At 71.9% G+C, this 22,841-nt stretch carries 11 protein-coding genes; 9 read left to right on the forward strand and 2 right to left on the reverse strand.

Features of this window, described 5'->3' with window-relative positions:
• The first annotated feature begins 51 nt into the window (after positions 1 to 51).
• From ACZ4S3_RS10940 to ACZ4S3_RS10955, 4 genes are all read left to right on the forward strand, one after another.
• A complete protein-coding gene (locus ACZ4S3_RS10940) occupies positions 52 to 1,110 on the forward strand; it encodes a DegT/DnrJ/EryC1/StrS family aminotransferase (protein ID WP_467930257.1) in 1,059 nt (352 codons plus the stop codon).
• A gap of 29 nt (positions 1,111 to 1,139) precedes the next feature.
• Positions 1,140 to 2,402: a cytochrome P450 gene (locus ACZ4S3_RS10945; RefSeq protein WP_467930261.1), complete on the forward strand. Its 1,263-nt coding sequence runs from the start codon at positions 1,140 to 1,142 to the stop codon at positions 2,400 to 2,402.
• An 80-nt stretch (positions 2,403 to 2,482) separates the two neighbouring features.
• Positions 2,483 to 2,677, forward strand: coding sequence for a ferredoxin (locus tag ACZ4S3_RS10950; RefSeq protein WP_467930265.1), 195 nt, complete (start codon positions 2,483 to 2,485; stop codon positions 2,675 to 2,677).
• Positions 2,678 to 2,760: 83 nt separating this feature from the next.
• On the forward strand, positions 2,761 to 8,001 hold the full coding sequence (locus ACZ4S3_RS10955; RefSeq protein ID WP_467931527.1) for a type I polyketide synthase: 5,241 nt from the start codon (positions 2,761 to 2,763) through the stop codon (positions 7,999 to 8,001).
• A gap of 110 nt (positions 8,002 to 8,111) precedes the next feature.
• On the opposite strand, the gene ACZ4S3_RS10960 is transcribed toward ACZ4S3_RS10955, so the two are convergent.
• Positions 8,112 to 9,935 (reverse strand): ABC transporter ATP-binding protein, encoded by a 1,824-nt coding sequence (locus tag ACZ4S3_RS10960; RefSeq protein ID WP_467930269.1) that lies wholly within the window; start codon positions 9,933 to 9,935, stop codon positions 8,112 to 8,114.
• On the reverse strand, positions 9,913 to 11,721 hold the full coding sequence (locus ACZ4S3_RS10965) for an ABC transporter ATP-binding protein (protein ID WP_467930273.1): 1,809 nt from the start codon (positions 11,719 to 11,721) through the stop codon (positions 9,913 to 9,915). The genes ACZ4S3_RS10960 and ACZ4S3_RS10965 overlap by 23 nt, the downstream gene beginning before the upstream one ends.
• A 393-nt stretch (positions 11,722 to 12,114) precedes the next feature.
• On the opposite strand from ACZ4S3_RS10965, the gene ACZ4S3_RS10970 reads away from it, so the two are divergent.
• The 5 genes from ACZ4S3_RS10970 to ACZ4S3_RS10990 all read left to right on the forward strand — a co-directional run bounded on the left by ACZ4S3_RS10970 (position 12,115) and on the right by ACZ4S3_RS10990 (position 22,764).
• On the forward strand, positions 12,115 to 13,146 hold the full coding sequence (locus ACZ4S3_RS10970) for a GDP-mannose 4,6-dehydratase (protein ID WP_467930277.1): 1,032 nt from the start codon (positions 12,115 to 12,117) through the stop codon (positions 13,144 to 13,146).
• A 216-nt stretch (positions 13,147 to 13,362) separates the two neighbouring features.
• Entirely contained in the window at positions 13,363 to 14,130 is a 768-nt protein-coding gene (locus ACZ4S3_RS10975) for a thioesterase II family protein (protein ID WP_467930281.1), read from the forward strand.
• Between the two features lie 132 nt (positions 14,131 to 14,262).
• Positions 14,263 to 17,154 (forward strand): AAA family ATPase, encoded by a 2,892-nt coding sequence (locus tag ACZ4S3_RS10980; RefSeq protein ID WP_467930285.1) that lies wholly within the window; start codon positions 14,263 to 14,265, stop codon positions 17,152 to 17,154.
• Between the two features lie 14 nt (positions 17,155 to 17,168).
• On the forward strand, positions 17,169 to 19,988 hold the full coding sequence (locus tag ACZ4S3_RS10985) for an AAA family ATPase (RefSeq protein WP_467930289.1): 2,820 nt from the start codon (positions 17,169 to 17,171) through the stop codon (positions 19,986 to 19,988).
• Positions 19,978 to 22,764, forward strand: a complete 2,787-nt coding sequence (locus tag ACZ4S3_RS10990; protein ID WP_467930293.1) for a helix-turn-helix transcriptional regulator — start codon at positions 19,978 to 19,980, stop codon at positions 22,762 to 22,764. The genes ACZ4S3_RS10985 and ACZ4S3_RS10990 overlap by 11 nt, the downstream gene beginning before the upstream one ends.
• Positions 22,765 to 22,841 lie beyond the last annotated feature (77 nt).

A 22,841-nucleotide genomic window follows, 5' to 3' on the forward strand; every position in this document is an offset into this window, starting at 1 on the left:
AGCATTCACATACGTACGAGGACTACGAGGAACACAGGAAAGAGGCAGCGGATGTCGTTCAAGTACCCCGTGTCCAGGCCCGCTCTGGACGGCAGAGAGCTGGAGTATCTGACCGGTGCCGTCAGCGACGGCTGGATTTCGTCCCAGGGCCCGATGGTCGGGCGTTTCGAGCGCACCTTCGCGGACTACAACGGCGTCGCGCATGGCGTGTCCTGTTCCTCTGGGACGACGGCCCTCACGCTGGCCCTGCGGGCCTTGGGCATCGGCCCCGGTGACGAGGTGATCGTCCCGGAGTTCACCATGATCGCCTCGGCGTGGGCGGTCACCTACACCGGCGCGACGCCCGTATTCGTCGACTGCGGGGACGACCTCAACATCGATGTCACCCGCATCGAGGAGAAGATCACCGCACGGACGAAGGCCATCATGCCCGTCCACATCTACGGCCGGCGCTGTGACATGGACGCGATCATGGACATCGCGTACCAGTACAACCTGCGGGTCGTGGAGGACAGTGCCGAGGCCCACGGCATCCGCCCGGTCGGCGACATCGCGTGCTATTCGCTGTTCGCCAACAAGATCATTACGGCGGGTGAGGGCGGCATCTGCCTCACCGACGACCCCAAACTGGCCGGGCAGATGGCGCATCTGCGGGCCATGGCCTTCACCAAGGACCACAGTTTCCTGCACAAGAAGGTCGCCTACAACTTCCGTATGACGGCCATGCAGGCCGCCGTCGCGCTTGCCCAGACCGAGCGCCTGGATGACATTCTCGAAGCGCGGAGCAAGATCGAGCGGCGCTATGACGAGGGGCTCGCCGGTGTTCCCGGTATCACGCTGATGCCGCCTCGGGACGTGCTGTGGATGTACGACCTGCGGGCCGAACGCCGCGAGGAGCTACGGGAATTCCTGGCGGGGGAGTCCATCGAGACCCGGCTGTTCTTCAAGCCGATGAGCCGGCAGCCCATGTACTTCCACCCCGACTGGCCCTCGCTCAAGGCGAATACGTTCGCCGAGGACGGCCTGTATCTGCCCACCCACACCGGACTGAGCCCCGCCGACCAGGATTTCGTGATCGACCAGATCCGCGCGTTCTACGGCGCCGGCTGACCGGCCCGTTCGAGAGGGGATACCCATCCATGACGCACACAGATCCGGCCATGCCGCGGACCTGCCCGGCCTCGGTGCAGACAGTCCCGGCCACGGACGCGGCCGACTCGGCCGTGCCGGAAACGGATCCGCTGATCGCCGACTTCCCGGTGCGTAAGCCCGGCCTGCCGTTCCCGCCCCCGGACTACGCCGACTACCGCGACCAGAAGGGTCTGGTCCTCTCGCACCTGCCCGACGGCAGACGGGTGTGGCTGGTCACCCGGCACGAGGACGTACGCACCGTACTGACCAGCCCGAGCATCAGCTCCAACCCCGAACACGAGGGATTCCCCAACGTGGGGGAGACCCTGGGCGTGCCCAAGCAGGACCAGATCCCGGGCTGGTTCGTGGGAATGGACTCCCCCGAGCACGACCGGTTCCGCAAGGCCCTCATCCCGGAGTTCACCGTCCGGCGCGTACGCGCGATGAAGCCCGCGATCGAGCGCACGGTAGAAGCACAACTGGACGCCATGCTGGCCGCGGGCAACACCGCCGACCTCGTCGCCGACTTCGCCCTGCCCATCCCCTCCCTGGTGATCTCCGCACTGCTCGGCGTACCGCCCGCCGACCGCGAGTTCTTCGAGTCCAGGACCCGCGTCCTGGTCTCCCTGCGCTCCTCCACCGACGAGGACCGTACGGCCGCCGCCAAGGACCTCCTGCGCTACATCAACCGACTGGTGGACATCAAACAGAAGTGGGGCGGCGACGACCTCATCACACGGCTGCTGGCCACCGGCGCCATCTCCCCCCGCGAGATGTCCGGCGTGCTGATGCTGCTGCTGATCGCCGGCCACGAAACCACGGCCAACAACATCGCGCTCGGCGTGGTCACGCTGCTGACGAACCCTCAGTGGATCGGCGACGAACGGGCCGTGGAGGAGACGCTGCGCTTCCACTCGGTCGCCGACCTGGTGTCCCTGCGCGTGGCGGTCCAGGACGTGGAGATCGCCGGACAGCTCATCAAGGCGGGCGAGGGCATCGTGCCGCTGGTTGCCGCGGCCAACCACGACGAGAACGCCTTCGCATGCCCCCGCAACTTCGACCCCTCCCGGTCCGCCCGCCACCACGTGGCCTTCGGCTACGGCGTGCACCAGTGCCTGGGGCAGAACCTGGTGCGGGTCGAGATGGAGGTCGCCTACCGCAAGCTCTTCGAACGCATCCCGAACCTCGAACTCGCCGTGCCCGTCGACGGGTTGGACATCAAGTACGACGGCGTGCTCTACGGCCTGAACGAGCTGCCGGTCCGCTGGTAGCCGCCGCCCGGCCCCGTCCGCCCGGCGGCACGTGCCACCTGCCGCCGGGCGGCCACTTCCACCGCAGGAGAGACATCGACATGCGTATCACCGTTGACCCCGACCGCTGCGTGGGGGCGGGCCAGTGCGTGCTGAACGCGCCCGCGGTCTTCGACCAGGACGACGACGGGATCGTCACCCTCCTCGCCGAGCCCGGCGCCGACCAGGAGTCCAGGGCCCGGCTGGCGGGTGCCCTGTGCCCGTCCCGGGCGATCACCGTGCACGACAGGCCCTAAGGGCTGTCCCGGGCAGGAGCTCGTGTCCGAACCCCGGCCCGTCCCCCCAACTGACGAGAGTGCTCGAGAGCGATCCGGGAGTGATGGTGCCCATCCACACAGATGACTACGCGATGAAGCCGCCCGCCGACGCGGCGGATGTACTGGGCGGCTTCACGCTGCCCGAGGTGTTCGAGGCCGCCGCGGGGTCCGCCCCCGACGCGGTGGCCGTCGTCGACGGGGACCGCTCGTGGACGTGGGCGCAGTGGCGAGCCGACGTCGCCGCGCTGGCCCGCGGCCTGCAGGAGTCGGGCGTCGCGCCCGGCGACTTGGTGGCGGTGCACCTGCCGAACTGCTGGGAGCTGCAGACCCTGCACCTGGCCGTCGCGGCCGTCGGAGCGGTACTGCTTCCCGTCCACCAGGGCACCACGGCCCCGGAGGTCCACGCGCTGCTGACCCGGGCGGAACCCGCCCTGCTCGTCCTGTCGGCTTCCGGGAGCGAGAGTGCGGCGACGGCCCGTGCGCTTCTGGAGAGCGTGCCGTCATTGCGCGGCGTGCTGATGGCCGGTGCGCCGGAGGCGGGGCGCGAGGAGCCGGGGACCGGGTCGCTGGACGGGCTGCTGGCGGCATGGGCAGGCAGCGAGCCCCGGCCGGTGGACGTCACCCCCGACCTGCCGCTCGTCGTGATCCCCTCGTCCGGGACGGCCTCGGCGCGGCCCAAGCTCTGTGTGCACAGTCACGACGGTCTGCTGTCGAACACCGCAGCCGTCACCGCCGAGGCCGCCGACGCCTTTGACGGCACGGTCCTGACGGCCTGCCCGATGACCCATCTGTTCGGCCTCCAGGCCATGCACGCGGCGCTGCTCGCCGCCTGCGGGCAGGTCCTCCTCACCGGCTGGGACGTGGACCGCTTCCTGGAACTGGCGCGGGAGCACGGACCCCGCGTCGTCTTCGCCGTGCCCGCGCAACTGCGGGATGTCGTCGCGCGGCTGGCCAGGACGGACGAGCCGGCGGGCTTTGCGCCGTACCAGGTGCGTACGGCGGGGGCCGCCCTCGCGCCCGCGCTCGCCGACCGGGTACGCGCCGTCCTCAACTGCGAAGTGGTCGTGGTGTGGGGAATGTCCGAGATCGGCACCGGCACCCGCACCCAGGCCCACGACCCCGACGGCAGTGTGGGAACGCCGGTCCGTGGCGTGGACGTGCGGGTCGTCGACGAGCACGGCGAGGTGTGCGCGGCGGGGGAGAGTGGTGAACTCCACTACCGGGGGCCGGGGTTGTTCCGCGGCTACTTCCGCGAGCCGGAGCTGACGCGCTCGGCCCTCACCGAGGACGGCTGGCTGCGGACCGGCGATCTCGCGGCCATCGGCGCGGACGGCGTGGTGGTACTGCACGGCCGGGCCACCGAACTGATCAACACGGGCGGCCGGAAGTTCAGCGCCACCGAGGTCGAGGGGATGCTCGCGGGCCTTGCGGGCCTGGGCCCGCTGGCCGTGGCCGGCGCACCGGACGACCGGCTCGGGGAGTACCCGTGCCTGATCGTGACCGACCACGCGGACCGCACGATCGGCCTGACCGAAGTGACCGTGTTCCTGCGCCGGCTGGGGCTCGCCGACCACAAGATCCCCCTCGAACTGGTCTCCGTGCGCGAGCTTCCCCTCTCCACCGCCGGGAAGCTCGACCGCCGGGCGCTCGAGCGGCTGCTCGCCGGCCTTGAGGCGGTGTCCGTTCCCGCCCGGCTCGGCGCGCTCCCGCCGTACACGGTCGAGGAGGCGCTGGAACTCGTACGCGACTGCGTCGGCCGGGTGCTCGGGAGCGACGGCACGGCAATCCCCTTCTGCCCCGACACGGACTTTCGCCGGCTCGGCCTGGACTCCATCCGCGCGGTGCGGCTGCGGAATCTGCTGCGGGAGGAGACCGGGCTGCTGCTCCCGGCCACGCTGGCTTTCGACCTCCCCACCCCGCGGGCCGTCGCGCGCGTACTGGCCGAGCAGGAGGAGCCGTCCCAGGAAGAGCCGTGTCAGACCTCGGCGGAGGGTGCCGACCCGGTGGCCGTCATCGGCATGGCCTGCCGGCTGCCGGGCGGAGCCGGCTCACCCGAGGCCCTGTGGGAGCTGCTCGCCGACGGGACCGATGCCATGTCCCACTTCCCGGAGGACCGCAGCTGGGACCTGGACCGGCTCTTCGACGATGACCCCGACCGCCCGGGTACCTCCTACGCGCGCGAAGGCGGCTTCCTGCACGACGCGGGCGACTTCGACGCGGGCTTCTTCGGCCTGTCCGACCAGGAGGCGACGGCGACCGATCCGCAGCAGCGACTGCTCCTGGAGGCGGCCTGGGAGACCTTCGAGCGGGCAGGCATCGACCCGAAGTCCTTGCGGGGATCCCGTACGGGCGTGTTCGCGGGCGCGATGGACCGCGGCTATGGCGCAGGCGCGTCCGCCGCGCCCAGCGCGTGGGAGAGCATGCTCACCACCGGGACCGCCGGCAGCGCGGTCTCGGGGCGCATCGCCTATACCTACGGGCTCGAAGGCCCCGCGATGACGGTCGACACCGCCTCCTCGTCCTCCCTCGTCGCCCTGCATCTGGCCTGCCGGTCCCTGCGGTCTGGCGAGAGTGACCTGGCGCTGGCCGGCGGCGTCACCGTCATGGCGACTCCGGCGCCCTTCGCGCACTTCTCCCGGCTGCGCGCGCTCTCCCCCGACTCCCGCTCCATGGCATACGCCAACGCCGCGAACGGCTCCGCGTGGTCGGAGGGCGCGGGGCTGCTGCTGCTGGAGCGGCTGAGCGACGCCCGGCGCAACGGACACCGTGTCCTGGCGCTCGTACGGGGTTCCGCCGTGAATCAGGACGGCGCCTCCAACGGGCTCACCGCGCCGAGCGGGCCCGCACAGCAACGCGTCATCCGCCAGGCCCTGGCCGACGCCGGGCTGACGCCGCAGGACGTGGACGCCGTGGAAGGACACGGCACCGGCACTCCGCTCGGCGACCCCATCGAGGCCCAGGCCCTGCTGGCCACGTACGGCCAACAGCGGCCTGAGGGAAAGCCGTTGTGGCTGGGGTCGGTGAAGTCGAACATCGGGCACACACAGGCCGCTGCCGGGGTCGTCGGGGTCATCAAGACGGTGCTCGCGCTGCGCCACGGCGTCCTGCCGCGGACGCTGCACGTGGACGCTCCCTCGGCCGAGGTGGACTGGTCGGCCGGTTCGGTACGGCTGCTGACCGAGGCCCGGCCCTGGCCACGGGAGAGCGGACTCGCGCGCCGGGCGGGGGTGTCCTCGTTCGGGCTCACCGGCACCAACGCGCACGTGATCCTGGAGGAGGCACCGGGCGAGGAGGCGGAAGGGGCGCCGGGCGAGGTTCCGGAGGAAACGCGGTACGTGTCCGGGGCGACTGGGGGCCCGGAGCCGGCCGGTGACGCGGCCGCGCCCTGGGTGCTGTCCGCCCACAGCCGGGCGGCGCTGCGCGCGCAGGCACGGCGCCTGGCCGAGCAGGTGACCGCCGGCTCCGGTCTGCGTGCCCAGGATGTCGCCCACGCCCTGGCCACCACCCGTACCCTGCACCGGCACCGGGCCGTCGTCAGTGCCCCCGGCCATGCCCAACTGATCGCGTCGACAAAGGAGTTCGGGCGCGGTGAGCGGACCGCCGACGTCACCCTGCACGATTCCGTGCCGGGCGGGCTGGCCTTCGTCTTCCCCGGGCAGGGGGGCCAGCACAACGGCATGGGGCGCGAGGCGGCCGAGGCGTTCCCCGTCTTCGGGCAGGCGCTGCGCGAGGTGTGTGCCGCGCTGGATCCGCTGCTGGCGCGGTCGCTGATCTCGGTGATGTGGGCGGCTCCCGGCTCCGAGGAGGCGGCCCTTCTCGACGACACCACCTACACGCAGCCCGCGCTGTTCGCCGTCCAGGTCGCCCTGTACCGGCTGTTCGAGTCCTGGGGGGTGGTCCCCGACCACCTGGTGGGGCACTCGTCCGGCGAGATAGCCGCCGCCCATGTGGCGGGCGTGCTCGGCCTCCACGACGCGTGCACGCTGGTGGCGGCCCGGGGCAGGCTGATGGGCGCGCTGCCGCCCGGCGGTGCGATGGTGGCGGTGCGCATCACGGAGGCCGACGTGACCCCGTGGCTGGCGGAGGTGGCGGACACGGTGTCGATCGCAGCCGTCAACGGTCCGCACTCCCTCGTACTCTCCGGAGCCGAGGCCCCGCTCGCCGCGCTCACGGACCGGCTCGCCGCCGCCGGTCACAAGACCCGGAGGATCGCGGTGCGCGTCGCGTCCCACTCGCCGCTGATGGACCCCATGCTGGAGGAGTTCCGCGCGGTCGTCCGTACCCTGTCCCACGCCGAGCCCACCGTTCCCCTCATTTCCACCGTCACCGGCCGTCCGTTCACCGGCGAGGAGGCGCGCGATCCGGACCACTGGGTGCGCCACACGCGGCAGTCCGTACGCTTCAAGGACGCGGTCGGCCGGCTCCGGGACGAGCGTGTCACCGGGTTCCTGGAGCTGGGTGCCGAGCCGGCGCTCACGCCGATGATCGACGAGTGCCTGGAGTCGGCCGACCCGCAGCCCGGGGCCGCCGTGGTGCCGAGTCTGCGCACCGGGGTACCGGAGCGGCACGCCCTGCTCACGGCGGTCGCCCGGGTGCACGCCCATGGCGTTCCCGTCGACTGGGACGCGGTGATTCCCGGGGCCCGGCCCGTCGCCCTGCCGACGTACGCGTTCCAGCGGCGGCGGTTCTGGCTGGCGTCGGCCCCTGTGAGCCCGGCGGGCTCGGCGGGTCCGGCTGCCGACGGGGGCTTCGCGGGCGTCGCGGGTACCGCGGGCGGGATGGCGGCCGGCGAAGAGCCGCCGGGGCTGGAGGCCCGTCTGTCCGGTCTCGACGACGCAGAACAGGACGCGCTCGTACTGGCCCTGGTTCTCGCCGAGACCTCGGCCGTGCTCGGCGGCCAGGAGACGCGTGAGGAGGAGGGCAACCGCACGTTCAAGGAGATGGGCATCGAGTCGCTGAACGCCGTCGAACTGCGCAACCGCCTCATCGCGGCTACGGACATGCGGCTGCCCGCCACGCTCGTGTACGACCACCCCACGCCGAACGCCATCGTCCGGCTCGTCCGCGAACGACTCGCGCGGCCGGCCGCCCCCGGGCGCGATGTGGCCTCTGTCGTGGCCGAGTTGGAGTCCCTGCTCACGGCCGGTGCGGAGGTTTCGGAGGAGACGGTGGCGCGGTTGAAGGCGGTGACGGCAGGGATGGCAGGGTCGGGCAGCGGTAGGGGCGTCGGGCCCGGTGGGGCGCCGGACCTGGCGTCGGCCAGTGACGAGGAACTGTTCCGGCTGATGGACGCGGAGAACTGACGGGTGGGTGCGGGTGCTCGGGAGAGCACCCGCACCCACCCGTCAGCTGAAGCCGGGGTTCCCGGCCGGCGCAGCCCTTGCCACACGGTGAGCGCGGGACGGGGCCCCGGTCAGCGGGGCGCGGCATCCTCCAGCTCGGCGTCCCCCGGGCCGGCGCCGGTTCCCACGGCCGAGTGCAGCCGGGCGTAGGCCCCTTCGGCGGCCAGGAGCTGGTCGTGGGTGCCGCGCTCGACGATGCGGCCGCTTTCCATGACGAGGATGAGGTCCGCGTCGCGGATGGTGGAGAGCCGGTGGGCGATGACGAAGCTGGTGCGGCCCGCGCGCAGCGAGTGCATCGCGCGCTGGATGAGCGCCTCCGTGCGGGTGTCGACGGAGCTGGTCGCCTCGTCCAGGAGCAGGATCGAGGGCCGGGTCAGGAAAGCGCGGGCAATGGTGATGAGCTGCTTCTCGCCCGCGCTGACGTTGGCCGACTCCTCGTCCAGGACCGTGTCGTAGCCGTCGGGCAGGGTGCGGATGAAGCGGTCGGCACACGTGGCGCGGGCGGCGGCCACGATGTCGTCGCGCGTGGCGTCGGGGCGCCCGTAGGCGATGTTCTCGGCGATGGTGCCGGAGAAGAGCCAGGCGTCCTGGAGCACCAGACCGATGTGGGAGCGCAGCTCTTCGCGGGTCAGGGTGCTGATATCGGTGCCGTCCAGGAGAATGCGCCCCTCGTCGATTTCGTAGAACCGCATGAGGAGGTTGCCCAGGGTGGTCTTGCCCGCGCCTGTCGGACCGACGACCGCCACGGTCTGACCGGGCTCGACGGAGAGGGAGAGGTCCTCGATCAGCGGGGTGTCGGGGGAGTAGCGGAAGCAGACTCCCTCGAACTGGACGTGTCCGCCGGACTTTCGGAGCCGCGCGGGGCGATCGGGGTCGGGTCGTTGTTCGTCGGCGTCCAGGAGGTCGTGGATCCGCTCAGCGGAGGCGAGGGCGGACTGCAGGCGGCCGGCGATGCCGGCGACCTCGACGATCGGCAGACTGAACTGCCGGGAGTAGAGGATGAACGCCTGGACGTCGCCGATGGACAGGGCCCCGGCGACCACGCGCAGCGCGCCGACGACCGCCACGACGACATAGCCGAGGTTGGAGACGAACGTCATCGACGGCTCGATGGCGCCGGAGGCGAACTCGGCCCGCGCGCCGGCGCGGTACAGGGCTTGGTTGTGCTCGTCGAAGGCACGCTCGGCCTGCTCGCGCCGCCCGAAGCCCTTGACCAGCGCGTGCCCGGTGTAGACCTCTTCGACATGGGCGCTCAGCGCTCCGGTGGCGGACCACTGCTGGGCGAACCGTGGCTGTGCGCGCTTGCTGATCCGGGTGGCGAGCACGGCCGACACCGGAACGCAGGCCAGCATGATCAGTGCCAGCAGCGGCGAGATGACGAACATCAGCACCAGCATGGTCAGCACGGAGAACACCGCTGTGATCAGCTGGCTGAGGGTCTGCTGGAGCGTCTGCTGGAGGTTGTCGACGTCATTGGTCACCCGGCTGAGCACCTCGCCCGCCGGGTGGCGGTCGAAGTACCGCAGCGGCAGGCGGGCGAGCTTGGCCTCCACGGACCGGCGCAGTGCGAAGACCACACGCTGGACGACGGCCGCGACCAGCCGCCCCTGGAGGAGGGTGAGGAAGGAGGCGGCGCCGAAGAGCGCGAGTGCGATCAGGAGAACACGGGCGATCCCGTCGAAGTCCATGCTCCCGGATCCATGGGTGTGCCGGATGCCGTCGAAGACGAGGTCCGTGGCCCTGCCCAGGAGCATCGGGCCCGACGCGTTGAGTGCGACGCCGCCGATGCCGAGGACGACCGCCACGGTCACCAGGGCACGGTGCGGGCGCAGCAGTCCCAGCGTGCGGCGTGCGGGGCCGCCCCGAGCGCCGCTAGTTCTGTCCGCCGAGACCATGGGCAGCCTCCTGAAGAGTCGTGGCGGCGCCGGCATCCGGGCCGAAGTCGCCGTGGTGGCCGGTGATCGTGGTGAGTTGGGACCGGGCGATTTCTTGGTACGTCGTACTGGTACGCAGCAGTTCCTTGTGCGTTCCGGTGGCGGCCACCCGCCCCGCGTCCAGGACCACGATGCGCCGTGCGTGCTGGACGGTGCTGACGCGCTGGGCGACGGTGAGCACCGTCGCCCGGGAGAGTTCCGGCTCCAGTGCGGCCCGCAGCGCGGCGTCCGTGGCGTAGTCCAGCGCGGAGAAGCAGTCGTCGAAGAGAAAGATGTCCGGCCTGCGCAGCAGGGTGCGGGCGATCGCCAGGCGCTGCCGCTGCCCGCCGGACACATTGGTGCCGCCCTGGGTGATCGGCGAGTTCAGCCCCTCGGGCAGGCGCTGTACCAAATCGCGGGCCTGCGCGATCTCCAGCACGCGCCAGAGCTCGTCGTCGGTGGCGTCCGGGTCGCCGAAGCGCAGATTGCCGGCGATGGTGCCGGAGAAGAGGTATGGCCGCTGCGGTACGAAGCCGACGGTGCGGCGCAGCACCTCCGCGTCCAGTGTGCGGACATCGACGCCGCCCACGTGGACGGAGCCACCGGTGGCGTCGAAGTGCCGCAGCACGAGATTGAGCAGGGTGGTCTTGCCGCTGCCGGTGCTGCCGAGGATCGCCACCGTCTCGCCGGGCCCGGCGCTCAGATCGATCCCGCTCAGCACCGGCTCCTTCGCCCCTGGATAGCGGAACTCGGCGCGGCACAAGGTCAGGTGGCCGGCCGCGGGCACGGCGCGTACGGGTTCGGGCGGCGCCGTCACGCTCGGCTCGGTCGCCAGCACCTGCTGGATGCGCTCGGCGGAGACCCTCGCCCGCGGCATCGCCAGACACACGAGGGTCACCATCACCACCGACATCATGACCAGCGTCAGATAGCTCAGAAACGCGCTGAGCGCGCCGAACCGCATCACCCCGGCCCCGACACGGTGGGCTCCGAACCACAGTACGGCCACCATGAAGGCATTCAGGGCCAGCAGTACGACGGGAATGATGGTCGCCAGCAGCCGGCCGACGCGCAGCGAGATGTCGCGCAATTCGGAATTGGTGCGGTCAAATCTCGCGCCTTCATGGGCATCGCGCACAAAAGCCCGTACGACGCGGACTCCGGTAATGCGTTCGCGCAGCAGCCCGTTGATGTGGTCCAGATGTTTCTGCATACGGGCGTAGAACGGATCGGTGCGGCCGAGAATGAGTCCGAAGGACATTCCGAGGACCACCACCAGTGTCACCAGGAGCAAGGAGAGCTCAATGTCCTGCTGGAGTGCGAGCGCGACGCTGCCCAGACACATCAGGGGCGCCGATACGGCGACGCCGAAAGCGGAGAGCGCCAGCATCTGTACCTGCTGCACGTCGTTGACGGTCCGCGTCATCAGCGACGGAGTGCCGAACTGCCCGACCTCGCGGGCCGAGAAGTCCAGCACCCGGCGGAAGACGGCCGAGCGCATGTCGCGGCCCATCGCCATGGCCGAGCGGGCACCCAGTGACACCGCGCCCATGGACGCCGCGATCTGGACGAGCGCCACGGCCAGCATGGCCAGGCCGGTCCGCGTGATGTAGCCGCTGTCGGCCTTGACCACGCCGTTGTCGATGACCGCGGCGCCCAGCGTCGGCAGGGCCAAAGTGGCGAGGATCTGCGCCAGTTGCAGCAGCCCCAGCAGCGCGACGGAGCGCCGGTGGGGCCGCAGATGGATTCGCAGGAGTCTGAGCAGCACCGGGCGACGCTCCAGGAGGAGGGCAGGCCCGGTCGGCGAGAGGGATGAGGGCGCCGACCGGGCCTGGAGGGGGCACACCCGGACAGTGCAGCGCACCGCACACCGGAAAATCCCTAGTGTCCCGTCGGCAGGGCGCCGCGGGGCCGTACCGGATCCGGCAGCGTCGGTCTCAACAGGCCGGAAACTCATGGTGGTGGGGACCCGGAAATTCCCTAGTGTGCCCGGAATTTCTTGACACCGTGACCGGCCGCTTGGAAGCGTGCGATTACCCAGCGTCCGGACCGCGGCGTTTTCGATGCCATTCGACGCCAAGAAGCCAAGTGGTCAAGAGGTCAAGTAGTCAACTCGCCTCTGCGTTTGGGCGGTCTGTTCTATGCGGAGAAGAGGAATGAGATGTCCAAGCGTGCGCTGATCACCGGAATTACCGGGCAGGACGGCTCCTATCTGGCCGAGCACCTGCTCTCCCAGGGGTACCAGGTGTGGGGTCTGATACGAGGTCAGGCGAACCCCCGCAAGTCAAGGGTCAGCCGGCTCGTCTCCGACCTGTCCTTTGTCGACGGCGACTTGATGGACCAGGCCAGCCTGGTCTCTGCTGTCGACAAGGTGCAGCCCGACGAGATCTACAATCTCGGTGCGATCTCCTTCGTACCGTTGTCCTGGCAGCAGGCCGAGCTCGTCACCGAGATCAACGGCATGGGTGTCCTGCGCATTCTCGAGGCGATCCGCATGGTCAGCGGCCTGAATGGTTCGCGCAGCGGCGGCAGCGGCCAGATGCGCTTCTACCAGGCGTCCTCGTCGGAGATGTTCGGCAAGGTCGCAGAGACCCCGCAGTGCGAGACCACCATCTTCCGGCCGCGCAGCCCCTACGGCGTGGCGAAGACCTACGGGCACTTCATCACCCGCAACTACCGTGAGTCCTTCGGCATGTACGCGGTCTCCGGCATGCTGTTCAACCATGAATCCCCGCGTCGCGGCGCGGAGTTCGTGACCCGGAAGATCTCCCTCGCGGTGGCCCGCATCAAGCTCGGCTACCAGGACAAGCTGTCCCTGGGCAACCTCGACGCCGTACGTGACTGGGGCTTCGCCGGAGACTACGTCCGTGCCATGCACCTGATGCTCCAGCAGGACGAGCCGGGCGACTACGTGATCGGAACCGGCCAGATGCACTCGGTCCGCGACGCCGTCCGCATCGCCTTCGACCAGGTGGGCCTGAACTGGGAGGACTACGTCAGCATCGACCCCTCGCTGGTGCGCCCGGCCGAGGTGGAGATCCTGTGCGCGGACGCCGAGCGCGCCCGCACCCAGCTGGGCTGGGAGCCCAGCGTCGACTTCCCCGAACTGATGCGCATGATGGTCGATTCCGACCTGCGCCAGGCGTCCCGTGAGCGGGAGTACGGGGACCTGCTGCTGGCCGCCAGCTGGTAGCCGGACACACGGGATACCCCGGCGCGCTGCGCCGGCTCCGGGCGTATCCCGTACGGCTCCGGTGCGGCGGGCCCGCCGTCACGCGGAGCACGGAAACTAGGTAATTTCCCGCATTCTTCCTTGTGGAATGGACGTGTGGACCACAGGGGCCGGTGATCGGCCGCCGCATCCCGGCGGGCCGGTCCGGTGCCATCGCAAGGAGGAGGAATCAGCACCATGACGACGACCACGGCGGAAGGGCTCTGGGCCCGGTGCTACCACTCGGCGCCGGACCGCCCACGCCAGCTCGTCTGCTTTCCGCACGCGGGCGGTTCGGCCTCCTTCTTCTTCCCCGTGTCGGCACAGCTGTCGCCCGTGGCGGAGGTGCTGTCGGTGCAGTACCCCGGCCGCCAGGACCGGCGCACCGAGACCAGCCCCAGCGACATCGCGACCATGGCCGATCAGGTGTACGCGGCCCTCCGGGACCGGCTCAGGTCGCGGCCGACGGCGTTCTTCGGGCACAGCATGGGCGCGATGGTCGCGTTCGAGGTGGCCCGGCGGCTGGAGGCCGACGGCGGCGAACTGACGCACCTCTTCGCCTCGGGGCGGCGCGCGCCCTCGCGCTACCGCGCGGAGAGCGTGCACCGGCGCGACGACGACGGGATCGTCGCCGAGCTGAAGCTGCTCTCCGGTACGGACGCCTCGCTGCTGGGCGACGAGGAAATCCTGCGCATGATCCTCCCGGCGATCCGCAGCGACTACACCGCGGTGGAGACCTACCGCTGCGACCCCGGGGCGGCGATCAAAGCGCCGATCACCGCGTTGACCGGTGACAACGACCCCAAGACCACATTGGAGGAGGCCGAGGGCTGGCGCACGCACACCACGGGCGCGTTCGACCTCCAGGTCTATCCGGGCGGTCACTTCTTCCTCAGCTCCCAGGCCCCCGCCGTACTGGCGCTGCTGCGTGAACATCTCACCTCCGCCGAGGGGTTCGCGCGCTGAGTGGTCCTGGCCACGGAGTCTGTTGATCAGGTACTCTGACGCACGTCAGACATCCCTCTTTTGGGTGATTTACAGCACGATGTGGTGACGCCCCGTCGCATCCGTTGTGTCTCGGAGGTGCGAAGGAGCCCTATGGTGCGAGACCGGAGCGTCGATCCCTGCTTAGACGGCACCCTGGTCGGCCGAGCCGATGACGTGCGGGCGCTCAACCACTTGGCCCGCGCGTCGCGTTGGGGGCGTGCGAACTCGGCGGTCGTCACCGGTTCGACCGGAGTGGGCAAGTCCGCCCTCCTGCGTGCTTTCCTCGGTGGGGACGCCTGCCGGCGCGCGACGGTTTTGCACGGCACCTGCGAGGAGGGCACCGCGGGCGACTCCTTAGGCGGCATACGCACCCTGCTCGGCCCGACCGCGCAGGTCGCCTCGCTCGAAGACGCCGCCCTCCTCGCCCTCACCCCCGGCGCGCTGGCCGGTGAGCCGCCACATGCCCCGGCCGTCCAGAGCGCGTTCCACGGCCTGTACCGCCTCGCGGCGAACGAACTCAGCCGCCGCCCGCTCGTCCTGGCCCTGGACGACGTCCACCACTGCGACGAACTCTCCCTGCGCTGGCTGGACTTCTTGCTGCGCAGGGCCGACGGCCTTCCCCTGCTCGTCGTTCTCACGCAGCAGGCCGAGGCCACCGCCCTCGCTCACGGTGCCCCGGCCCACCGCGCCCTGGCGGACCTCACCGCCCGCTGCCGCACCGCGACGCTGCGCCTGCGGCCGCTGAGCGAATCGGATGTCGCCGAGGTCGTACGGCAGTTCTTCCTGGCACCCGCCGCCCCCGCCTTCGTCACCCACACCTGGGCCGTGACCGGCGGTAACCCCCGCCTCCTGGGCCGCCTGCTGCGCGAACTGCGCGTAGAGGGCGTCGGTTCGGGCATGGGCGGCGCCAACCGGGTCGTCGAGACCGGCGGTCGCGTCCTGGCGCGCTGGGCACGCGAACTCCTGGACCGCCGGCCGCCCTGGGTCGGCGAGGTCGCGCGGGCGGTGGCGGTCCTCGGGGAGCGGGGCGCCGAATACGTCGGCCCCCTGGCCGCCGTCCCCGCCGATGTCGTCGAGGACGCCCTGACGGTGCTGCGCGAGGCCGGACTGCTGACGCCCGGCGGCAGGCACCTGGCGGACGGCGCGGTGCGCGCGGCGGTGCTGGCACCCCTGGAGGCCCAGGCGCTGTCGGGCCTGCGCACGCGGGCGGCCCTGCTCCTGAGCGACGCGGGCCGACCCGCCGAAGAGGTCGCCGAGCACCTCCTGCCGCTGCCCTCGATCTCCGAACCATGGATGCCCGGCGTCCTGCTGGAGGCCGCCGTCCGGGCCGAGGCGCGCTGCGCCCCGGAGACCGCGGCCCGCTACCTGTACCGGGTACTGGAAGTGGACCCCGACAGCGTGGAGGTCCGCGTCCGGCTGGCCCGAGCACTGGCCGAGACCGACCCGCCCGAGGCCATCGGCCTGCTCCGCGCAGCGCTGGCGCCCAGCGTCGGCGTCCGCACCCGGGCGAGGATCGCCGCGCAGTTCGGCACGACCGGCCTGGCCGCGCGCGAAAACTCCGCCGCCCTGGGCATGCTCGAAGACGTCCTGGACGCCCTCGAAGCCGAACTCGGCTCCGACCTCCTGCCCGCCGACCGGGAACTGCGCACGCTCGTCGAGTCGGTGCTGCTGATCGTCGGCTCACACGGCCGCAGCACGATCGCCGCGACACGCAAGCGGGCCGCGGCGATGACCGTGCCCGAGGGCGACACCCCCGCCCAGCGCCAGAAGCTGACGGCGATGGCCGTACTGACGGCACTCGACGACCAGGCCCCCGAACCGGCGGTGAAGTGCGCCCTGCGCGCGGCCTGCTCCCCCCAACTTCCCCCGAAAAGCTGGTCCCTGCTCAACTCCGCCATCGTCCTCAACCTCGCCGACCGCACCGAGGACGCGCTGCACGCGCTGGACTGTCTCCTGCGCCACGGCCGGGAGAGCTCCGCCGTATGGACCTACTCCCTGGCCCTGTCCAACCGAGCCCTGCTCCTCCACGGCCTGGGCGCACTCCCGGACGCGCTCGCGGACGCCAGGGCGGCGGTGCAGATCAGCGACGCGGAACGGTGGGGCGAGAAGATGGTCCTGCCGCGCCTGGCCCTGGCGGGCGTACTGGTGGACCGTGGCGAGGCCGCGCGTGCCGAGAAGCTGCTGACCGGCATCGGACCCGCCTGGCGCGACCAGTACGTGTGGACCCACCCCCGTTATCTCTTGGCGCACGGCCGTGCCCGCCACGCCTTGGGGGATGCGGAGGGCGCACTGGCGCTGTTCCGCGAGTGCGGCAGGTCACTGGAGGCGGCCGAAGTGCGCCACGCGGCATATCTGCCCTGGTGGGCGGAGGCGGCCTGTGTGCTCGCGGAACTGGGCCGCGCCGAGGAGGCCCAGGAGCCCGCCGCGCACGGCACGCGGCTCGCACGGAGCTGGGGCACCCCCCGCGTCCTCGGCCTGGCCGCTCTGGCCCGCGGCGTGGCCACCCCCGGCGAGAAGGGCGTGGAACTGCTGGGTGAGGCGGTGCGGGACCTGTCCGCCTCACCGGCTCGCATGGAGCACGCCCGCGCCGAACTCGTCCTGGGGCAGGTCCTGTTGGCGGGCGGCGACCGGCGTGCCGCGCGCGAGCATCTGCGTGCGGCGGCCGACCTCGCCCAGCGCTGCGGCGCGCTCGCGCTGGGTCAGAACGCCCGCGGCGCCCTGCTGGCGGCGGGCGGCCGGATGCGGAAGATGTCCGCCTCGCCCCTGGACCTGCTCACCAGCATGGAACGCAAGGTCGCCGGCCTCGCCGCCGGCGGCGCCAGAAACCGCTCGATCGCACAGTCGCTGCACGTCTCCGTACGCACGGTCGAGACGCATCTGACCAGCGTGTACCGCAAGTTGGACATTGCCGAGCGCGCCCAGCTCGCCGCGGTTCTCCGCTCCCCGGGCGTCCGCGGGGCACGGTTACCACGGCAGGCGTCGCGGCCGCGCGGACGGCGCTGAAGGCGGTCGGGGGGATGTCTGTGACGGGACTGAAGCCCGAGCAGCTATACGCTGGGTTTATACGGGCGGGGCGTCGGTGCAGCGACCCACCCCTGCTCGAACGCGAGGAGGAACAAGAGCAGCTGAGGCACATGGTGGCCGCGCTCGGCGAAGGCCGCCCCGCCGTCGTCTCCGTGACCGGCCGCCCCGGCTTCGGGCACAACGCCCTGCTGCGCTGGACCGCCCGCCTCGCAGAGGAGCGCTCGGTACGCGTCCTGCGCGTCAGCGGCTCCCTGGCCGAACGCGACCTGCGCCACGGAGCCGTGGCCCAACTCCTCACCTCAATGGGCGAGGTGTCCGAACGCTCCCTGCGGGCCCTGCGCGGGCACCACGAGCCGGACGGCCTGCCGGGCCTGCCCGAACTCCTGCACACCGCCCGCCGCACACCCACGCTCGTGACGGTGGAGGACGCACAGTGGCTGGACGCGGCCTCCCTGCACTGGCTGCAGGGCCTCGTACGCCGCCTGTCCACCGGCATCCCCCTCGCACTGCTCATCAGCCGCACCGGCCTGGACCCGCACGGCCCCGACTGGCCGGCCGACGCCGCCCCCTCCGCGCGGCTGACCCGCCATCTCACCGTCTCCCCACTGAGCCCCCGCGCGGTCGCCGCCCTCGCCGAGCAGATCTGCGGCACCCCCTGCGACGAGGCGTTCGCCGCCGCGGCCACCCAGGAGTCCCACGGCAGCCCCGCCGTACTGCACGCGGCCCTGCACTGCTTCACCGACGCCGGCCACCGGCCGACCGCCGACCGCATCCCACAGATGCGCACCCTGATCACCGGCATCATCGGCGACCGCGCGGGGCGCGCCCTGCGGGGACTGACCGACGAGGCGACCGCCGTGCTGCGTGCGCTGGCCGTCGGCGGCGACCTGCTGTGCTTCTCCCTGATCTGTTCCCTGGCCGGGCGGCGCACCGTACCCGTATCCCGGCTGCGCGGGGCGCTGGAAATGGCCGGCTTCACCCTCCCCGACGGCCCCTACGAGCGCATCCGCCTGCCCGTCGTCCAGGCCCGCATCCTGGAGGACACGCCCGCCGCCGAACGCGCCTCCCTGCACGCCCGCGCCGCCCACCTCGCCTACCGATCCGTGGCCGACGACGAGGACATCGCCCGCCTCCTCCTCCGGGCACCACCCATCGGCGAGCCCTGGGCGGTCCACGCCCTGCGTGGCAGCTTCGGCGCGGCCCTGCGCCGCGGTGACTTCGCCCGCGCCGCCAGCTACCTCCACCGCGCCCTCGACGAGCCCCAAGATCCCCTGCAACGCGCCCGCATCAGCCTCGACCTGGCCGGCGCCGAGGCCGTGGCCGCTCCTGAAGCCAGCGACCGCAGGCTCACCACCCTCATCCAGGCTCCGGGCGAGGGCGAACCATGGGCCCAACTGCGCTTACGGGCCCTGGACATGGGCCTCGCCCGCGGCGACGACTCCTGGGGCCGCCGCGCCGCCGCCCAGGCCCTCGCCACCGCCCACGGCAGTGAGCGTGACGACCTGATCGCGCTGTACTGGTACGCCGCCGAGATCGGGCCAGAGGTCACCGACGTCCCCGCCCCCGGCGTCCCCGCCCTGCCCGAACACCCCCTCGGCCCCGCCCAGGCCGGCATCCGCGCCTGGCAGCTCACCGCACGCGGCCGGCACCGCGCACTGGCCGCGGATCTGGCCCGCCGCGCCCTGGAAGCAGGCAACGCCGCACCCGTAGTGCCCCGCCTGGTCGCCGCCAGGGCACTGTGGCTCACCGACGCCACCGCCGAAGCCGAGGACCGCCTCGCCACCATCGTCGTCGAACTGCGCCGCCGCCACTGCCACCCCGCTCTCGCTCGTGCCCTGGTCCTGTGGGCCGAACTTCACCTGCGCGGCGGCCGCCTGGACGCCGCCGAACGCGCCGCGGACGCCGCCGAACGGGCACTGCCCGCCGCTGCCTGGCACCCCTTGGCCGCCCCGCACCTCATGGCCGTACGCACCGTCATCGCCCTGGAGACCCGCCGCGACGAGGTCCGCGCCCTGTTCGACGCCCCCATGCCGCCCGGCTCCGAATACGGCGCCCACTGGCCCTACCTGCTGTTCGCCCGGGCCCGCGTAGCCGCCGACGAAGGACGCTGGGCCGAGGCCGTCGAACTGTTCAAGGAGAGCGGACGCTGGATGCTGCGCAAACAATGGACCAACCCCATAGTGCTGCCCTGGCGTTCGCTGGCCGCCCGAGCCTGTCTCCCACTCGGCGACCGGGAACAGGCCCAGCGCCTGATCCGCGAGGAACTCACCCTCGCCCGCCACTGGGGCGCCCCCAGCGCACTGGGCCTGGCCCAGGCGTCCGCCGCCGGATGCCTCGATCACCAGGAACCGGCCGTTGGCGTCCGCGAAGCCCCCCGGGTCCCGCGCGAGCTGCCCGCCCGGCTCACCTACGCCTGGGTCCTGGCCGAACGCGCCACCGAGGAAGTCACCGAGGGCGACGCCGCCACCGCGGCCCGCCTGCTGGCCGAACTGTCCCGCCTCACCGTCACCCACACCTCCAGCCGCCTGGCCGAACGCATACGGTGGCTGAGCGCCCGGCTGGAACAGCCCGCCACCCCCGACGACGCCGTCCTCCCCAAGGAGTGGGCTGCCCTGTCGCCCGCCGAGCGGCAGACCGCCGAACTGGCCCGCCGCGGCCTGGGCAACCGAGAGATCGCCGAACAGCTCGCGGTGAGCCGGCGCACCGTCGAGCACCGGCTGAGCAGGTCGTACAAGAAGCTGCGCATCACCTCGCGCAAGGAACTCCGCGCGCGGAGTCGGCCGACGGAAAGGGACGTAACCGATGCTGTATGAGCGGGAATCGGAAATGGCCTGCATCGACACCGCAGTACGTCGGGCACAGGCGGGCCGGTCCTCCGCACTTCTGCTGGCCGGCCCCGTGGGCATCGGCCGCTCCACGCTCCTCCACGAGGCCGGCACCCATCCGCCCGATACCTTAAGGGTGTTACGGGCCAACGCCGCATCCATGGAGCAGAACTTCGCCTTCGGCATCGTCCACCAGCTCTTGGGCCCCCTCCTGGCCGGTGGCCTCACCGTCCCCGGCGGCCAGGACGCAGGCGGCGCCGCCCGGCCGGACCCCACCGGCGCCCTCCCCGCTCCCGGCGACCAGGACGCCCCCGCCTCCGAAGCCGTCCTGCACGGCCTGTGGTCCCTGCTGGCCGAAGCCTGCGCCACCACCCCCGTGCTCATTCTCGTCGATGACCTGCAGTGGGCCGACCTCCCCTCCCTGCGCTGGCTGGCCTACGTGGCCCGGCGCCCGCACGGGCTGCGCACCGCCCTCGTGTGCACCCTGCGTGACGGCGATCCCCGCGCCCAGCACCCGCTCATCCGCGACATCGCGGACGTCGCCGACATCCTGCGTCCCGCCCCGCTCTCGCTCGACAGCACCCGGGCCCTGATCCACCGCCACCTGGGCGAACCCGCCGATGACAGCTACGCCCACGCCTGCCACGACACCTGCGCCGGCAACCCCCTCTTCCTCCAGTCCGTCCTGCGCGACCTGGCCCTGAGCGGCCACCGCCCCACCGTCGAATACGCCCACCAGGCCCGCGTGCAGCGCCCTGCCCAGCTCCGCGACCGCCTGGCGGGCTGCCTGTACACCCAGCCCGGCCCCGTACACGACCTGGCCGCGGCCATCGCCGCCTTCGGCGGCCACGGTGAGCCCGACCTCATCCAGCGCCACGCGCGGCTGGACACCATCGGCTACCAGCAGGCCGTGCGCACCCTGCACCACCTCGGCCTGCTCGCCCCCCACGACGGCACCCCGCGCTTCCTCCACCGCGTCGTCCGCGACGCCGTCGAATCCGCCCTCACCGTCGCCGAACGCGAACGCTCCCGGTACGCCGCGGCCGAACTCCTCCACCAGGCCGGCCGCCCCGCCGAACACGTCGCGGACCTGCTGATGTCCGTCACCGCCACCCACCGCCCGTGGGCCGTAGAGGTACTGCGGTCAGCCGCGCGCGCCGCGCTGCGCCGCGGCGGGCCGGACACCGCCGCCCGCTACCTGCAGCGCGCCCTGCTGGAGAGCACCGCGGGCGACGGCGAGCGCGCACGCCTGCTGATCGAGCTGGCCGGCGCCGAACGTGGCAACGACCCCGCCGCCTGTGAACGCCACATCAGCCAGGCCGTCCGCCTCCTGCCCTCGGCCACCGACCGGGCCGCCGCCACCTTGCGCATCCCGCCCAACTTCCTGGGCGAGGCACCCCCCTCGGTGGTGGACCTGCTGCGCCGTGCCTCCGAAGACCTCGACTCCACGGCACCGCACCAAGGACGTGCTCGCGAGATCGCCCTGCGCCTGGAAGCGCGCCTGTGGCACGCCGGGCACGAGAACCCGACGGAACTGACCGGTGCGGTGGAACGCCTGCGCGCACTGGGCACCCCGCCCCCCTTGGACACCGGCGGCGCCCGCGAACTGGCGGCCGTTCTGACCAACGTGGCGGTTCTCTCGAGTGCCTTGCCGGCACCGGACGTCGCGGCCCTGGCCGGGCAGATCCTGGAACGCGAGCCGGTGACCGCCGCACGCGCCTGCACCGCGCTCCCGCTGGTCGCGGTGGCCCTGTACGCCGCCGACGCAGTGGAGGGCATCAACACCGGCCTGTCCAGCGAGCAGCACTCCGACCGCCCGCACGCGATGGTGTACGCCGAGAACGCCCTGATCCAGCTCGCCCGCGGCCGCCTGACCCAGGCCCGCGAACAGGGTGACCGGGCCGCCGAACTGGCCGACGCGGACTGGCGCGAGCCCACCGCCGTCATCCGGGCCGCGGTGGCCATGGAAACCGGCGACATCCAGCTGACCGAACGCCTCCTTGAAGACGCCGGCCGGCGCCGGCCGGACAGCCTCGCCCTGACGGCCATGCTGCAACTCCTCAAAGCTTCGCTCGACGCCCGCCGCGGCCGCGGCGCCCACGCCCTGGAATCCCTCTTGGCCTGCGGCCGCCAACTGGAAGCGGCCGGCTGGCGCAACTCCGCCCTCTATCCCTGGCGGCCCCGCGCCATCGTCCTCCACCACCGCCTGGGCGAGCCCCGCCCGGCCCTGGCCCTGGCGGAAGAAGAACTGGCCTGGGCGCGGCAGTGGGCGGCCCCCGCCGCCCTCGGCCGCGCCCTGCGCCTGAAGGCCCTCCTGCCCGGCGGAGGGGGCGTCCCCGTCCTGCGCGAGTCCGCCGAGATCCTCCGCACGTCCGCCAACACGCTCGAGCTGGCCCGTACGCTCCTCCAGCTGGGCCGAGCCATGGAGAGCGGCAACGAATCGAAGGCGGCGCTGCGCGAGGCCGCCGATCTCGCCACCGCCTGCGGCGCCCCCTGGCTGACCGAACGCGCCTGCGCGGTCCTGGGTACCGCCGCCCCGAGCGTGGAGGCATCGCTCACCAACAGCGAGCGGAAGGTCGTCTCTCTGGTGGGCCGGAGCCTGACCAATCAGGAAATCGCCGATGAACTGGGTGTGAGTACCCGTGCGGTGGAGAAGCATCTGACTTCGTGTTACCGGAAGTTGGGTGTTGTGGGGCGCCGCGAGCTGCTGGGAGGCCGAAGTGCGGGCAGGGCGTACGTGTCCGCGCTGAGTGCGCCGACGTGAGTGCCGCATACGGTGCGGCTTACCGGCGGTAAACGGTGCGGGGTGTTCGGGGGACCGAAAGGGCAGGGCGGGACCGT

It is taken from the genome of Streptomyces sp. NPDC028368 (genome assembly GCF_055565615.1).